Source organism: Cellvibrio sp. OA-2007 (genome assembly GCF_000953825.1).
Taxonomy (GTDB): domain Bacteria; phylum Pseudomonadota; class Gammaproteobacteria; order Pseudomonadales; family Cellvibrionaceae; genus Cellvibrio.
The window spans coordinates 213,829-230,285 of the sequence record NZ_BBUL01000092.1 but is presented as its reverse complement, the minus strand read 5'-3'; the positions used below and the strand labels follow the sequence as shown (position 1 = coordinate 230,285).

Sequence of the window (16,457 nt, the reverse complement as noted above, 5' to 3'; positions counted from 1 at the left end):
CGCGAAGCAAAAAAACTCACTAAAACCCTACTTGATGATGTGCGTCTGGGGGGGGGGGTGAACACTGAGCAGGCAAAGGCGACAGTTAAAGATTGCGTCGGTAGTATTTTGCGCAATGCCGATGCACTTATCTGGATGTCGCGCATGCGCAACGAGGATGAATACACCGCAGAGCACTGTTTGAATGTTTGTATTCTGGCGATTGCGTTTGGCCGCCATTTGGGCATGAGCGAGCCGGAGCTGGAAAAACTAGGTTTATGTGGTTTGTTGCATGATGTAGGCAAAATGCGTGTGCCGCAAAATGTGCTGAATAAATCCGATCCGTTGAGCGATAAAGAATTTAGCATGATTAAAGCCCACACTGTGCACGGGCGTAATTTGTTAATGTCATCGCCCGGTGTGCCAAACTCTACCGTCGATGTCGCCTACAGCCATCATGAGCGTGTTGATGGCACAGGCTATCCGCGCAAATTAAAGGCGGCTGGTATTTCTGATTTTGCGCGAATTGTTAGTATTGTTGATGCCTACGATGCAATGACTGGCGATCGCTGCTACTCCCGCGCAATTCCCAGTACCGATGCGCTTAAGCGTATCTTTCAAGATCGCGGCACTCATTTTGACGAGCGTCTTGCGCTTGAATTTATCAAGTGCGTTGGTTTATATCCACCGGGCAGTATTGTCGAATTGGTGAATGGCTTGGTGGGCATAGTGTTGGAGTCTAATCACCGCTATCGCCATCTACCCAAAATCATTGTGGTAAAAGATTTAAACCGACCGCTTGAAAAAGAACAAATTGTCAATTTGAACGAAATCGAACAAAAGACTTTGGATAAGAGCTTTTTGATTAAACGTGCGCTCTGTGATGGCAGTTATGGCATTCGCATACGTGAATATCGCGAGAAGGGCTTGGCATTTTCATACGGTTGATTTTTTGTTATCAACAGATAAGGCGCTCTAGGGCGCCTTATTTTTTTCAGGTAAAACAATTAGTCAGGATTAATGATTCGTTTGGGCTTTGATTTTTGAATCACCAGTGTTTTGGTAGCGGGTTTTGTTGTCGGTCTGGGTTTGTTCGCTGTCGTCGGCCGCGCATTGGGTTGCGTGCTTTTGCTTTTCGCAGCGCCAGTTTTATTGCTATCGGCCGAGTTGGCTTTCGCTGGATTAGTCTTTGCCGTTTTGCTTGCAGGCTTGTGCTGTGAACGGCTGTTTTTATTGCGCGCACTGCCAGTATTTGATTTAGGTGGTTGCACCGTTTCGGTTTTGTATTTCCCCTGTTCTATTCCCTCCAGGGTCCAATTGCCAATCTTTACGCGCACCAAGCGCAGGGTCGGGTGACCAACAGCGGCAGTCATGCGGCGCACCTGACGGTTGCGCCCCTCAGTAATAATTATCTCCATCCATTGCGTAGGAATATTGGCGCGTTCGCGAATAGGCGGTACGCGTTCCCAGAGCTTGGGAGTTGGAATCAGGCGTACTTCCGCCGGTTGGGTCATGCCATCGTTCAGCTCAACACCCTGGCGTAATTTGGTTAGGGCGTAGCTGTTCGGCGCTCCTTCAACTTGTACCCAATAGGTTTTTGGTTGTTTGTGTGCTGGATGGCTTATGTGATGTTGTAGGTCGCCATCATCGGTGAGCAGTAATAAGCCCTCTGAATCGTGATCCAGACGCCCGGCAGGGTACACATGGGGAACCTTGATATAGTCTTTTAAAGTCGGGCGACCTTCGCCATCGGTAAACTGGGAAAGTACGCCAAATGGTTTGTTAAAAAGAATCAGAGAAGCCATAAATATCGCTAGAGCCAAGTGATGATGCAGGGAAAAAGCGGATTCTAGCTGAGATTGATGCGGATGCCATAGCAACTAAACCATGCATAAACCTGTGTAGAGGTGTAGAATCGCCCGCGCTCTGGCAAGGGGCAGTTCCCTGTGGCGGGGCTCTTTTTCTAAATTTTCATATCGTTAATGGTAGAGCTCACAAGGCCGAGCCGCATGAATTGATGGAGCCATCTTTAAATGACAGATTCAAAAATTATTTATACCCAAACTGACGAAGCGCCAGCCCTGGCAACTTACTCCCTACTTCCCATCGTTCAGTCCTTCACCAAATCCTCCGGCATAGCCATTGAAACCCGCGATATCTCCCTCTCCGGACGTATTATTTCGGCATTTCCCGAGCTGTTGACCGACGCACAACGTATTGGCGACCATTTGGCTGAGTTGGGTAAATTGGCGACTACGCCAGAAGCCAATATCATTAAGTTGCCAAACATCAGTGCTTCAATTCCACAATTGAAAGCGGCGATCAAAGAATTGCAGTCGCAAGGCTATAGTCTGCCTGATTACCCTGAGAACCCAGCTAACGATGCAGAAAAAGACGCTAAAGCCCGTTACGACAAAATCAAAGGTTCTGCAGTAAACCCGGTTTTACGTGAAGGCAACTCAGACCGTCGCGCACCCTTGTCAGTCAAAAATTACGCGCGCAAGAATCCGCACAAAATGGGTGCTTGGGCTGCTGACTCTAAATCTCATGTGGCACACATGACCGCCGGTGATTTCTACGGCAGCGAAAAATCGGCGCTGATTGCTGATGCCGGCAACCTGAAAATCGAATTGGTTGGCAAAGATGGCAGCACTAAAGTATTAAAAGAAACCGTAAAAGTATTGGCTGGCGAAATTATCGATGCCTCAGTATTGAGTAAAAATGCACTGCGCACCTATATTGCTGCGCAAATTGACGATGCTAAAAAATCAGGTGTATTGCTGTCTGTGCACTTGAAAGCGACCATGATGAAAGTGTCTGACCCGATCATTTTCGGTCACTTTGTATCTGTGTTCTACGCGCCAGTATTGGAAAAACACGCCGCTGTATTGAGCGAATTGAAAGTTGATTTGAACAACGGTATCGGCGATCTGTATGCCAAAATCAAATCCCTGCCGGCAGACAAACAAGCTGAAATCGAAGCGGATATCAAAGCGTTGTACGCTGATCGCCCTGAATTGGCGATGGTGAACTCTGACAAGGGTATTACCAACCTGCACGTGCCAAGCGATGTGATTGTTGATGCTTCTATGCCTGCGATGATCCGTGACTCAGGCAAAATGTGGAACACCGCTGGCAAACTGCAAGACACCAAAGCCTGCATTCCAGATCGCTGCTACGCCGGTATTTACCAGGTTGTTATCGACGACTGCAAAAAGCACGGCGCATTTGATCCAAAAACCATGGGCAGTGTGCCTAACGTTGGTTTGATGGCGCAAGCGGCTGAAGAATACGGTTCACACGACAAAACTTTCCAAATCCCAACCGATGGCGTTGTGCGCGTGGTGGATGCGGCAGGTAAAGTGCTGATCGAACAAGCCGTCGAGCAAGGCGATATCTTCCGCGCCTGCCAGGTTAAAGATGCACCAATCCAGGATTGGGTAAAGCTGGCTGTTAATCGCGCACGCGCTTCCAGTACTCCAGCGGTGTTTTGGCTGGATCCAAAACGCGCTCACGATGCGCAACTGATCACCAAGGTAAATACTTACCTGAAAGATCACGACACTTCTGGTCTGGAGATTTACATCAAGACTCCAGAAGAGGCGATTCAATACTCGCTCGATCGTATCCGTGTAGGTAAAGACACTATCTCTGTGACTGGTAACGTACTGCGCGACTACCTCACTGACTTATTCCCCATTATGGAATTAGGTACTTCAGCCAAAATGCTGTCGATCGTTCCTTTGATGAATGGTGGTGGTTTGTTTGAGACGGGCGCTGGTGGCTCCGCTCCGAAGCACGTACAGCAGTTTGTGGAAGAAGGGCATCTGCGTTGGGATTCATTGGGTGAGTTTTTGGCACTGGCAGAATCCTTGGATCATTTTGGCAGCGTGACTAACAACGCCAAAGCCAAAGTGTTTGCCAAAACCCTGGATCAAGCGAACGGCAAGTTCCTCGACGAGAACAAATCGCCAGGCCGTGCTGCAGGTGAGTTGGATAACCGTGGCAGCCATTTTTATCTGGCGCTGTACTGGGCCCAAGCGCTCGCTGCGCAAACAGAAGACGCTGCGTTGCAAGCAGAGTTTGCCCCTGTTGCAAAAGCCTTGGCTGACAGCGAAGCCACCATTGTGGCTGAATTGAAAGCTGCAGCAGGCAAGCCGGTTGATTTGGGTGGTTATTATCGCCCGGATGTTGCCAAAGCCTCTGCTGCCCTGCGCCCAAGTGCCACCTTTAATGCAGTATTGGCTAGCTTGAGCTAAGGCTTCCTCGATACCGAAAGCACTAAAAGCCCCTCGTAGTAATACGAGGGGCTTTTTTATTGGGGGCTTTTTGCGCCAAACCTAGGCTGGAACTGCGCTCTTTCGGTTGCTGTGATCCACATTGCCTTCATTGGCGGGGGCAGCGATATTCACCGCGTGTAGCCCTTTATCGCCCTTGGTAACATCAAATGTTACCTGTTGGCCAGCCTTGAGGGTTTTATAGCCCTCCATTGTGATGGCGGAATAGTGTGCAAATAGATCTTCACCGCCTTCATCCGCAAGGATAAAGCCGTAACCTTTTGCATTATTGAACCATTTAACTGTGCCTGTTGGCATGATTGGAGTCCTTCTGCCCAAGTGATGCCCTTGAAAAACATCACTGTCGTTATTATTGTCCCAAGTACAGCACTTGCTTGGGGTTGGACGAGATATCAGTTTCGTAACAATGAGCGTCGTTATTTGAGTTTTGGTGCTTTTATTTGAACTATGTGCCGCATTTGTGTGCAGCTGTGCTCTTTTTTTATCCAACAATTGACCCAAAGTCAAGCATTTATCCGTATTAGACTCCATTAGGGCTTGTTATGCCGATGAGTTACAATACTTTCGAACGACTAATCATTTTTAATTTGTATTGAATCTCTATGGGCAATCTCCAAAACCTTCAACTAACCTTAGCTAAAGACGACGATAAGTTTGCCGATGACTCAGATGGTGGCCTTGCCGTTTTAACGTCCAAGCCAAAGCTAAAGCGGCCACCTATGTACAAGGTGATGTTGTTGAATGACGACTACACACCGATGGATTTTGTGGTGGAAATACTGGAAGTGTTTTTTTCCATGTCGCGCGAAAAAGCTACCCAAATCATGTTAACGGTACATGTTCAAGGCAAAGCTGTTTGTGGCATCTATACTCGTGATATAGCTGAAACAAAAGCGGCGCAAGTGAATCAATATGCAAGAGAGAATCAGCATCCGCTGCTGTGCGAAATCGAAGCGGTTGACGATGGAGAATGAGTGACTTTGCCAAAGCATTCAGATCTGGTTCAGTTAGCTACGGTTTAGATAAGGCTGAGCAGTAAAAGTAGATTTTAAATTTGTTGGTTAGATGAGGGTAAGCGCGATGTTAAGTAAAGATCTTGAAGTAACTTTAAATCTTGCTTTCAAAGGTGCGCGTTCCAAGCGCCATGAATTTATGACGGTAGAGCATTTATTGTTGGCGCTCATCGACAATGATTCTGCTGCGAATGTATTGCGCGCTTGCGGTGCCGATTTAATGAGTTTGCGAAAAGAGTTGATCGAGTTTGTCGATTCTACAACCCCACTTATCCCCGAAAACGATTCCGAGCGCGAGACTCAGCCAACACTGGGATTCCAGCGTGTATTACAGCGCGCTGTGTTCCATGTGCAATCTTCCGGTAAACAAGAAGTCACTGGCGCCAATGTATTAGTTGCTATTTTTAGCGAACAGGAAAGCCAAGCAGTTTATTATCTTAAACAACAAAGTATTGCGCGAATCGATGTGGTGAATTACATCACCCACGGTATTCACAAAGTGTCTGGTCAAACTGATCACGGTCACGATCATCACTCTGCGCCGGAAAATCAGGACGAAGATGCAGCGACAGGCGAATCCGCTTCACAAAGTCCGTTGGAAAATTTTGCCGCAAACTTGAATGAAGCGGCGATGCAAGGGCGCATTGATCCGCTTGTTGGGCGCGAGTTTGAAGTGGAGCGCGTCTGTCAAATTTTGTCGCGCCGCCGTAAAAATAATCCGCTGTTGGTGGGTGAGTCAGGCGTTGGTAAAACGGCGATTGCAGAGGGGCTTGCTAAACGTATTGTGGATGGTGATGTGCCTGAAACTTTGGCGGATAGTGTGGTCTACTCCTTGGATATGGGGGCGTTGTTAGCGGGCACCAAATATCGCGGTGACTTTGAAAAACGCTTCAAAAGTTTGCTCAACGAATTAAAGAAACAAAAAAATTCCATTCTATTTATCGATGAGATTCACACCATCATTGGTGCCGGTGCAGCGTCCGGTGGTGTGATGGATGCATCTAATCTATTAAAGCCATTGTTGTCATCTGGCGAAATTCGCTGCATGGGTTCAACAACCTATCAAGAGTATCGCGGTATTTTTGATAAAGACCGCGCGTTGTCTCGTCGCTTCCAAAAAGTGGATGTTAATGAGCCAACGGTGGAAGAGACTTATCAAATCTTAAAAGGGCTCAAGAGTCGTTTTGAGAAGCATCACAATTTGCGTTACACCGATGCTGCTTTGCGGGCGGCCGCGGAATTGGCCGAACGCTATATCAATGATCGCTTCTTGCCCGATAAAGCGATTGATGTGATTGATGAGGCGGGTGCTTATCAACAGTTACAAACACCGAGCAAACGCAAGAAAACCATTGGTGTGACAGATGTAGAAAATGTCGTCGCCAAAATTGCGCGCATTCCACCAAAAAGTGTCTCGTCTTCTGATAAAGAGCAATTGCGCAAGCTGGATCAGAATTTGAAAATGACCGTGTTTGGTCAAGACGAAGCGATAGATACCCTTGCCACTGCGATCAAGTTGTCGCGCGCTGGTTTGGGGTCGGCCGAAAAACCAATTGGCTCTTTCTTGTTTGCAGGCCCGACTGGTGTTGGTAAAACCGAAGTTTGTCGCCAGCTTGCGTCTTGCATGGGCATGGAGTTAATTCGTTTTGATATGTCCGAATACATGGAGCGTCATACCGTATCCCGTTTAATTGGTGCACCACCGGGTTATGTAGGTTTTGATCAGGGTGGTTTGTTGACCGATGCCATCACTAAACAACCGCATTGTGTGCTATTGCTGGATGAAATTGAAAAGGCGCATCCCGAGGTATTCAACTTGCTGTTGCAAGTAATGGATCACGGTAGCTTGACGGATAATAACGGCCGCAAAGCCGACTTCCGCAATGTGATCTTGATTATGACCACCAACGCAGGTGCGGAAGTGATGAGTCGTGCCTCTATCGGCTTTACCCATCAGGATCACACCACCGATGGTATGGAAGCAATCAAGAAGATGTTCACGCCTGAGTTCCGCAATCGCTTGGATGCAATTGTTCAATTTGCTTCGCTGACACTCAACACCATCAAAACTGTGGTTGATAAATTCCTGATGGAGTTACAAACCCAGTTGGATGATAAACACGTCACCTTGGAGATTAGTGATGAAGCGCGCGAATGGCTCGCTATTCATGGTTACGATGTGAAAATGGGGGCTCGCCCGATGGCGCGCTTAATTCAGGACAAACTGAAAAAACCATTAGCTGAGGAAATCCTGTTTGGATCACTTTCTCATGGTGGCGGTACTGTTGATGTGGATGTGGATGCGGCAGAAGATAAGTTGATTATCGATGTAAAGGCCAAACCCAAGCATGCGCAACCTGCCTAGGGTTTCAATGTGAATAGGTGAATAATCACCCGAAAAACAAAAAGCCGCACATGTGCGGCTTTTTGTTTTTATGCAAAACGTTAATTGATGCGATTAACGTGCGCGATAAGTGATACGGCCTTTGCTCAGGTCATAGGGAGTCATCTCAACCTTAACCTTGTCGCCTGTCAAAATGCGGATGTAGTTTTTACGCATCTTGCCGGAAATGTGGGCAATCACCACATGTCCATTCTCCAGTTTTACGCGGAAGGTGGTGTTGGGCAGGGTATCAACCACTTCGCCATCAAATTCAATGCAATCGTCTTTTGCCATGCGGCAGTTTCCTCAGGTTTTCAACAAGTCTGATCCAGCGCGCGGGGCGGTAGGATGGGGGTAAAAAAATAGGCGTGAATTGTGCCTTAATTAACCAGCGGCGCCAAGGGGAAAGGGAGGAAAAGCGACGTTTGCTGCAATTTATCCCTTTGATTCGCTGTAAATCTGCGCAAGTTGGGGGTGGTCTATTCAGTTGACTCGCATCCAGCGACGGTTCACCAGCAACTCTAGTGGGCGATACTGGATTTTATAGTTCATCTTTTCACATTCTTTAATCCAATAGCCAAGATACAAGTAATCAAGCCCCAGGCTCCGCGCTTTTTCAATTTGAGCGAGTATGGCGAATTTACCCAGGCTGCGGCTTTCTTCGGTGGCATCATAAAAGGTGTATACCGCCGAAAGTCCATCACCTAACTGGTCGCAGACCGATACTCCAATCAGGCGCCCGTCGAGACGAAATTCAATAAATTGGGTGATACCCCACTCGCTAGTGAGAAATGCCTTGTACTGATCTTCAGATGGGGGGTACATATCGCCATCTTGGTGGCGGCTTTCGATATAGCGAGAGTAAAGGTTGTAGTGTTCGAGAGTGTTGATAGTGTGATTAACATGCAGTGATAAGTCGCGATTACGCTGCAAACAGCGGCGTTGGGTGCGATTAGGTTTAAACAGATTGACAGGGATTCGGCAGGACACGCAAGCTTGGCAGCGCAGGCACTGTGGGCGATACAAGTGCGCGCCGCTGCGCCGAAAGCCCAATTGCGACAACTGGGTATAGAGTGTTGGATCTATTTTGGCTTCTGGATCGACAAAAACGGTAGTTGCCTCCTGACCATCAAGATAGCTGCAGGGATGAGGTTGGGTCGCAAACAGCTTGAGAGTGGAGAGGTCAGACATGATTGCCTCGCGTAATTCCAGTTATTCCCAAGCAGCGACAGCCAGTGTTGACCAAGGCAACACATTCGCACTGGGCCTATCGGTAAAGTCTATCAGCATTTGCTGGAATTCTTCACGGGGGATTTCAACAGCTCCCAAACTAAACAAATGATCGTTTGCGACTTGGCAGTCGATCAGTTGGAACTCCCACTCGCGCAGTTGTCGCACTAAATGGGCAAAACCGACTTTAGAGGCATTGTCAGCGCGGCTGAACATGGATTCACCAAAAAATATTTTACCCAGTGCTATACCGTAAAGTCCGCCCACCAGTTCATCACCACGCCAGACCTCAACCGAGTGCGCAAAACCGCGTTCATGCAGGGCAGAGTAACCGGCAATTATGTCTTCACTGATCCATGTTTCGTTGGCATAGGTGCGCGGCGCAGCGCAAGATCTCATTACTGCGCTGAAACACTGGTCAAAGGTCACGCGATAAATACCTTGGCGCAGGGCTTTGCGCAGGCTTTTGGAAATATGAAGTTGATCAGGAAATATCACGGTGCGCGGGCTGGGGCTCCACCACAAAATGGGGTCGCCTTTATTAAACCAGGGGAATATTCCGCGATGATAAGCTGCCAGAATTCGCTCTGGCGATAAATCTCCCCCTACGGCCAATAACCCTTCTGGGTCATCCAGCGCATTGGCTGGATCGGGAAAATCATAGCTGTCAGGGTTTAACCAAGGGATTGAAATCATAGAGTCCAGATCAATAATTTATACGTATAAAAATAGAATTTATCGAGTTTGTTATAGCGGGCTTCATACGGTCGCTTCTATAAGCTTGAATTACTTGGCGCGTTTTTTGAGTGTAAAAGTGTAGCGAGAAATCAGTCAATAATTTGTTATTCCCTTTAATGCTTGAGAATTTTAGGGCTATGCTTAGAAGTATGAGTTGATGGAGAATTTCTTATAGCTTGTTGCAGTAAAAATCGTTTACTGTTTTACCAGTCTGTTGTTTGCCGCTTTAGTCGCTAACCCGAGGTAGATTATGAGTATTTTCAGCCATTACCGCGAGCGTTTTGAAACTACCCAGCAGGAAGAATTGACGATTCAGGAGTATCTCGAACTCTGTAAAAAAGATCCCAGCGTTTATGCCTCCGCCGCTGAGCGTATGCTCATGGCGATTGGTGAGCCGGAAATGATTGATACATCGCAAGATGCACGCCTAAGCCGAATTTTTTCCAACAAAATTATGAAGCGCTATAAAGTCTTTAATGAATTTTATGGCATGGAAGAGTGCATCCAGCAGATAGTGTCATTTTTCAAGCATGCAGCACAAGGGCTGGAGGAGAAGAAGCAAATTCTGTATCTGCTCGGCCCAGTGGGTGGTGGTAAATCGTCACTGGCGGAAATGTTGAAATCCTTAATGGAAAAAATGCCTATCTATTGCATTAAAGGATCACCTGTTTTTGAATCGCCCTTAGGCTTATTTAATCCCGATGAAGACGGAAAAATCCTGGAGGAAGATTACGGCATTCCTCGTCGTTATATTAAAACGATCATGTCACCTTGGGCAGCCAAACGCCTGCACGAATTTCACGGTGATATTACCCAGTTCAAAGTAGTTAAAGTGTACCCGTCAATTCTCAACCAAATCGCGATTACTAAAACCGAGCCGGGTGATGAAAACAATCAGGATATTTCCTCGCTGGTCGGGAAGGTCGATATTCGCCAGTTGGAAGAGTTCCCGCAAAATGACCCCGATGCTTATAGTTTTAGCGGCGGCTTGTGCCGCGCTAACCAAGGTTTGATGGAATTTGTGGAGATGTTTAAAGCTCCCATTAAAGTTTTGCATCCACTGTTAACTGCAACCCAAGAGGGCAACTTCAACAGTACAGAAGGGCTGGGTGCTATTCCATTCGATGGTGTTATCCTTGCGCATTCCAATGAATCTGAATGGCAAAACTTCCGCAACAACAAAAATAATGAGGCTTTTATTGACCGTGTTTATATAGTCAAAGTGCCTTATTGTTTGCGTGTGACTGAGGAGATGAAAATTTACGAGAAGCTGTTGCAAAACTCGTCGCTCTCCAAGGCGCCCTGCGCGCCAGATACTTTACGCATGCTGGCACAGTTTTCGGTGTTGTCGCGCATTAAAGAACCGGAGAACTCTAACATCTTTTCTAAAATGCGCGTTTACGATGGTGAAAATTTAAAAGATACAGATCCGCGCGCAAAATCCTTGCAAGAGTACCGCGATGCGGCCGGTGTCGATGAAGGCATGAATGGCTTGTCTACCCGTTTTGCCTTTAAGATTTTATCCAAGGTGTTTAATTTTGATCCCACCGAAATTGCGGCTAACCCGGTGCATTTAATGTACGTGCTGGAGCAGCAAATCGAGCAGGAGCAATTCCCCAAAGAAGTGCAAGAGAAGTATTTGAATGCCTTAAAAGAATTCATTTCACCCAAGTATGTCGATTTTATCGGCAAGGAAATCCAAACCGCTTATTTGGAATCCTATGCCGAATACGGGCAAAATATTTTCGATCGCTATGTGACTTATGCCGACTTCTGGATTCAGGATCAAGAGTATCGCGACCCTGAAACCGGTGAAATTCTCAACCGCTCATCACTTAATGATGAGCTTGAGAAAATCGAAAAACCGGCAGGCATCAGCAATCCTAAAGATTTCCGCAACGAAATTGTCAATTTTGTATTGCGTGCCAAAGCAAACAATGCAGGGAAAAATCCGGATTGGCGCAGCTATGAAAAGCTGCGCATTGTGATCGAGAAAAAAATGTTCTCCAATACCGAAGATCTGCTGCCGGTTATTTCGTTCAATGCCAAAGCCTCTGTGCAAGACAAGAAAAAGCATCACGATTTTGTACAGCGCATGGTGGAGCGTGGCTATACGGAAAAACAAGTGCGGCTATTGTCTGAGTGGTATTTGCGGGTAAGAAAGTCGCAATAATTTAACTGGATAACCTGAAAGTGTTTTACCTTCATCATGTTAAGGTTGGGTTATGAGCTACATTATTGATCGACGTCTCAATGCTAAAAACAAAAGCGCCGTAAATCGCCAACGCTTTTTGCGGCGCTATCGTCAACAAATCCAAAAGGCCGTTTCTGATGTGGTCAGTGAAAGGTCAATTACCGATATTGATAAGGGCGGTAAAGTCAGTATTCCCGCGCGGGATATCAGTGAGCCTGTTATTTATCATGGCCAAGGCGGTTACAACGAACGTGTGCTGCCTGGCAATAAACACTTTTCGGAAGGCGATAAAATCGCGCGGCCGGAAGGTGGCGGTGGGCAGGGCAGTGGGGGTAAAGCGAGTGATTCCGGTGAGGGAATGGATGATTTTTCGTTCACCCTGTCGCAGGAAGAGTTTTTGGATTTTATGTTTGATGGCCTGGAGTTGCCCAATCTAATTAAACGGCAACTGTCTGGCTTGGAAGAATTTAAAACTGTGCGCGCTGGCATCGCCAATGAAGGTCAGCCGGGGCGCATTAACATTGTGCGCTCACTGCGCTCTGCCAATATGCGCCGCATTGCGTTGGCGTCGGGCAAGCGGCGTCAATTGGCCGAGCTGCAAGAAGAGTTACTGGCGTTGAATGCAGTGCCGGAAGAGCTGCGCAATAAAGCGCGCTTGGACGCTGTGATAGAAGCAATTGCCAAATTGGAAAAAGCGATTGGGCGCATTCCTTGGTTAGACACCTTTGACCTTAAATACAACCTGCATATCAAGCAGCCGATTCCACGTTCCAAGGCGGTGATGTTTTGTATTATGGATGTGTCTGGCTCTATGGATCAGGCCACCAAAGATATCGCCAAACGATTTTTTATTTTGCTGTATTTATTTTTGCAGCGAAATTATGAAAAAACAGAAATCGTATTTATTCGACATCACACCAGCGCTAAAGAAGTGGATGAAAATGAATTTTTTCACTCGCGCGAAACGGGTGGGACAGTTGTATCCAGTGCGCTAAAACTGATGCAAGAAATTATTCAGAACCGCTACTCACCGGAAGTGTGGAATATTTACGGTGCTCAGGCATCTGATGGCGATAACTGGGGTGAAGACTCCGATGTGTGCCGCGATATATTGGTCGATGATCTGCTGCCTAGTTGCCAATACTTTTCCTATATTGAAATTACCAACAACGAGCATCAAGCGCTCTGGACTACTTACGAATCGATTCGCGATGAGTATCCGGAATGTTTTGCGCTGCAACATATCCGCGAAGTGGGTGATATCTACCCTGTGTTTCGTGAACTTTTTCATAAGAAGGTTGCATGAATAAGCCCTTGTTTGTGACATCCGAATGGAATTTTGATTTGATCCGGGAGTGCGACCAAATTCTCGGCGAGTTGGCCAAAGAATTTGGTTTGGATACTTACCCCAATCAAATTGAAGTGATTAGTTCAGAGCAGATGATGGACGCCTATTCATCTGTGGGTATGCCGATTGGCTACAGCCATTGGTCCTATGGTAAACAATTGCTCAGCACGGAACATTCCTATAAGCGCGGGCAAATGGGCTTGGCCTATGAAATTGTGATTAACTCCAACCCCTGCATTGCCTATTTAATGGAAGAGAATACCATGACCATGCAGGCATTGGTGATCGCACATGCTTGTTATGGACACAATTCTTTTTTTAAAGGCAATTATTTATTCCGCACCTGGACTGATGCCAGTTCAATTATTGATTATTTGGTTTTTGCCAAAAACTATATCAGTAAATGTGAAGAGCGACACGGCATAGCTGCGGTAGAAGATATTTTAGATTCTTGCCATGCGTTAATGAATTATGGTGTGGATCGCTACAAGCGTCCCTATCCAATCTCTGCGCATGAAGAAGAGCGCCGTCAAAGTGAGCGCGAAGAGTATTTGCAAAAACATGTAAACGATCTGTGGCGCACTATCCCTAAGTCAGCATCAAGTGGGCCGCAAGATAATGCGCCCCATTTCCCCTCTGAACCGCAAGAAAATATTTTGTATTTTTTGGAAAAGAACGCGCCCTTGTTAGAGTCTTGGCAGCGCGAAGTGATTCGTATTGTGCGTAAAATTGCCCAGTATTTTTATCCGCAGCGTCAAACCCAAGTAATGAACGAAGGCTGGGCGACTTTTTGGCATTACACCTTGTTAAATGAATTACATGCACGTGGCTATGTAAACGATGGTTTTATGCTGGAGTTTTTGCAGTCGCACACCAGTGTAGTGGCGCAGCCGGCTTACGATAGCCCTTATTTCAGCGGTATTAATCCTTATACGCTGGGCTTTTCAATGATGTCTGATATTCGTCGGATGTGTGAAAACCCAACAGCGGAAGACCGCCACTGGTTTCCGGAAATTGCCGGTTCAGATTGGAAGGAGACCCTACAATTTGCAATGAAAAACTTTAAAGATGAAAGTTTTATTCTGCAGTTTTTATCACCTAAAGTTATGCGCGATTTAAAATTGTTCAGCATTGTTGATGACGATCAGCAAGATAAAATTAATGTCGATGCTATTCACAATGAAACCGGCTTTAAACGGCTGCGAGAGACTTTGGCGGGCCAGTATAACTTGGGTAATCGCGAACCGAATATTCAGGTGTACAACGTTGAAGTGCGCGGTGACAGATCGTTAACTCTGCATCACTTTATGCACAACCGCCGCCCGTTGGGCGATTCAACACCGGAAGTGTTAAAACATCTGCATCGCCTTTGGGGTTTTGATGTGCACTTACACTCGGTGGATGGCGGTGAGATAAAAAATAGTTTTCACTGCACCCAAGAAAAATTGGCCTAATTCTTTGCTTATGTTAGCGGCTGTAAGTGAGAATCTGGCCGGTAAATATTTTGCTGGTTTTTATGGCAATATCAGGTTTTTGTTGGCTGTGGCTATAACCAAGCGCAATCATTTTTTTACTAAATTTAGCGTGATGTCCACGGCCTGGATCGACCAAAATAATATCGCACTGCGGCGCGGCATGTTGGTTGATAAATTCCGATAGTAATCCCACATGTTCGCTTTCATACAATAAATCACTGCCGATAATAATATCGAACAAACCCAATCCACTGAGTGGGTCATTCCAGCCGGTGCGAATAAACGGGATGATTTTGTCTCGATTAAGTGTGGCGTTTTCAATTAAAAAACCTTCCACTTCCGGGTGATAATCTGTCGCAGTAATATTCGCTTGGCGATGGTTCAATACCAAACTGGCCAATGCTATGCCGCAACCCACTTCTAAAATGCGTTTTTCGCCCACTGCATAATCCACCATCAATTGCGCAAGCACCTCTCCCGATGGCCACACAATACCAAACAGCGGCCACGAAGCAGACGAAATACCTAAAGCCTCTGCTTCGCCTTTGTCATCAGAAAATTCTTGATTGTCGCGCAGACTGCGCACGTGAATATCAGTAGTGCCAAACTCAATGGTTTGGTAGCGAACACGTAGCGTTGCCATAAAAGGCCTTTAGGTGATGGGGTGATACGAAGCTCGTATTCGTCAAGACTGCGCTGCTGCGTGTGTGCGGCTATTGTACGCTGTTAGAGATGAATAACATTGTATAATTTTATGCAGTTGAACTATCTGATATTAATAGGGTCTGTGAACTCTCGTATTCTTTAAATATTGAAAATAAAAGGTGCGCAGTTTTTTCGAAATTGGCCGAGTTGCTGCTATCACCAATAGCTAAGGAAGTTAAATGTCATTCAAGAAAATGTATTTGTTGTCGTGCATTATAGGAGCTAATAGTTTTGTAACTAGTGTTTATGCCAGCGAAATACCGCCTTTTGGTTATCCTGCCTATGAAACAAAAAGTATTCATGCGAATAGCAACAATAATGAATATGAGCTTTATATTCAGCTGCCGAAGTCTTATGCGGACACTAAAGCGGCTTACCCACTTATTATCGTTAATGACACTAGTTGGGGCTTTCCGATTACCAATGGTGCTATGGCGCTAATGGGTGGGAATGTGGTGAAAGAGGCTATTGTTGTAGGTGTTTCTTATTCAAAGGGTGATGATCGCACCATCAGTCGTACGCGGGATTATACTCCAACCTATTCCCCTGATGAGTCTAATGGTCATTCATCAGCAGCACGTAAAGCCTCAGGTCATGCGAAAGAGTACACTGCTTTTCTTGCTGATCAGGTTATTCCGTTATTGAAAAATTCTTATCGTGTCGATGCGAATAATAAAATTTTCGTTGGTCATTCATTTAGTGGCTTGTTAGGTTGCTATATTTTGGTCAATAGGCCAGAGATATTTGACCATTACATTATTGGCAGTCCTTCATTGTGGTACGACAACAAAGTGATTTTTGAGATGGAAAAGCAATACGCCAAAAATCATAAATCACTAAAAACTCATGCAATGATTTATGCTGATCAAAATGATAGTAGCTTGAATAACAAACAAATGGCTGATGATGTATTTGCTTTTGAAAAAATCTTGCGCTCGCGTAATTATTCCGGACTGGATTTGCGGGTTGAAATTATAAAAGGAGAAAACCACCACAGCGTGTTTCCCGGTTTGTTATCTCGTGGTTTGATGGCGGCTATTCCTCTTAAGAACTAGCTCGATTGTAAGTCATATAACTGGCGCCGTGTTCTATAG

General features: G+C 46.1%; 13 protein-coding genes and 1 pseudogene. 8 read left to right on the top strand and 6 right to left on the bottom strand.

Annotated elements, in window-relative coordinates; all coding sequences use genetic code 11:
• Nucleotides 1–927, top strand: a 927-nt coding sequence (locus AWU77_RS13700; RefSeq protein WP_062064402.1) for an HD-GYP domain-containing protein, incomplete at its 5' end; no start/stop codon positions are given.
• Between the two features lie 272 nt (nt 928–1,199).
• Here the strand turns inward: AWU77_RS13700 and AWU77_RS13695 are convergent.
• Nucleotides 1,200–1,784 (bottom strand): annotated as a pseudogene (locus tag AWU77_RS13695) (pseudouridine synthase); the annotation flags it as partial.
• 228 nt (nt 1,785–2,012) lie between these two features.
• Here AWU77_RS13695 and AWU77_RS13690 point away from each other — a divergent pair.
• Nucleotides 2,013–4,238 carry an NADP-dependent isocitrate dehydrogenase gene (locus AWU77_RS13690; RefSeq protein ID WP_062064397.1) on the top strand — a complete coding sequence of 742 codons (2,226 nt, stop codon included), beginning with the start codon at nt 2,013–2,015 and terminating at the stop codon, nt 4,236–4,238.
• 81 nt (nt 4,239–4,319) lie between these two features.
• Here the strand turns inward: AWU77_RS13690 and cspD are convergent, their stop codons facing one another.
• The gene (gene cspD / locus AWU77_RS13685) at nt 4,320–4,574 is read right to left on the bottom strand and encodes a cold shock domain-containing protein CspD (RefSeq protein WP_062064395.1); all 255 of its coding nucleotides are present in this window, start codon (nt 4,572–4,574) and stop codon (nt 4,320–4,322) included.
• Between the two features lie 305 nt (nt 4,575–4,879).
• Here cspD and clpS point away from each other — a divergent pair, with 305 nt between their 5' ends.
• Entirely contained in the window at nt 4,880–5,251 is a 372-nt protein-coding gene (clpS, locus tag AWU77_RS13680; RefSeq protein ID WP_062064392.1) for an ATP-dependent Clp protease adapter ClpS, read from the top strand.
• A gap of 106 nt (nt 5,252–5,357) precedes the next feature.
• Nucleotides 5,358–7,655 (top strand): ATP-dependent Clp protease ATP-binding subunit ClpA, encoded by a 2,298-nt coding sequence (gene clpA, locus AWU77_RS13675; RefSeq protein ID WP_062064390.1) that lies wholly within the window; start codon nt 5,358–5,360, stop codon nt 7,653–7,655.
• Nucleotides 7,656–7,748: 93 nt separating this feature from the next.
• On the opposite strand, the gene infA is transcribed toward clpA, so the two are convergent.
• The 3 genes from infA to aat all read right to left on the bottom strand — a co-directional run bounded on the left by infA (nt 7,749) and on the right by aat (nt 9,599).
• The gene (gene infA, locus AWU77_RS13670; protein WP_062064380.1) at nt 7,749–7,967 is read right to left on the bottom strand and encodes a translation initiation factor IF-1; all 219 of its coding nucleotides are present in this window, start codon (nt 7,965–7,967) and stop codon (nt 7,749–7,751) included.
• A 189-nt stretch (nt 7,968–8,156) separates the two neighbouring features.
• Complete coding sequence (locus AWU77_RS13665) at nt 8,157–8,864, bottom strand: arginyltransferase (protein ID WP_062064378.1); 708 nt, start codon at nt 8,862–8,864, stop codon at nt 8,157–8,159.
• 21 nt (nt 8,865–8,885) lie between these two features.
• Nucleotides 8,886–9,599, bottom strand: a complete 714-nt coding sequence (aat, locus tag AWU77_RS13660; RefSeq protein WP_062064376.1) for a leucyl/phenylalanyl-tRNA--protein transferase — start codon at nt 9,597–9,599, stop codon at nt 8,886–8,888.
• Nucleotides 9,600–9,891: 292 nt separating this feature from the next.
• On the opposite strand from aat, the gene AWU77_RS13655 reads away from it, so the two are divergent.
• Genes AWU77_RS13655 through AWU77_RS13645 form a run of 3 tightly spaced genes read left to right on the top strand, consistent with a single transcriptional unit; the run spans nt 9,892 to nt 14,637 of the window.
• Nucleotides 9,892–11,814 (top strand): PrkA family serine protein kinase, encoded by a 1,923-nt coding sequence (locus AWU77_RS13655; RefSeq protein WP_062064374.1) that lies wholly within the window; start codon nt 9,892–9,894, stop codon nt 11,812–11,814.
• Nucleotides 11,815–11,866: 52 nt separating this feature from the next.
• Nucleotides 11,867–13,141, top strand: a complete 1,275-nt coding sequence (locus AWU77_RS13650; protein ID WP_062064372.1) for a YeaH/YhbH family protein — start codon at nt 11,867–11,869, stop codon at nt 13,139–13,141.
• The gene (locus AWU77_RS13645) at nt 13,138–14,637 is read left to right on the top strand and encodes a SpoVR family protein (RefSeq protein ID WP_062064369.1); all 1,500 of its coding nucleotides are present in this window, start codon (nt 13,138–13,140) and stop codon (nt 14,635–14,637) included. Before AWU77_RS13650 ends, AWU77_RS13645 begins: the two co-directional genes overlap by 4 nt.
• A 13-nt stretch (nt 14,638–14,650) precedes the next feature.
• On the opposite strand, the gene AWU77_RS13640 is transcribed toward AWU77_RS13645, so the two are convergent.
• A complete protein-coding gene (locus tag AWU77_RS13640; protein WP_062064367.1) occupies nt 14,651–15,301 on the bottom strand; it encodes a methyltransferase in 651 nt (216 codons plus the stop codon).
• 241 nt (nt 15,302–15,542) lie between these two features.
• Between AWU77_RS13640 and AWU77_RS13635 the strand changes: the two genes are divergently transcribed.
• Nucleotides 15,543–16,418: an alpha/beta hydrolase gene (locus AWU77_RS13635; RefSeq protein WP_062064365.1), complete on the top strand. Its 876-nt coding sequence runs from the start codon at nt 15,543–15,545 to the stop codon at nt 16,416–16,418.
• The last annotated feature ends 39 nt before the right edge of the window (nt 16,419–16,457 follow it).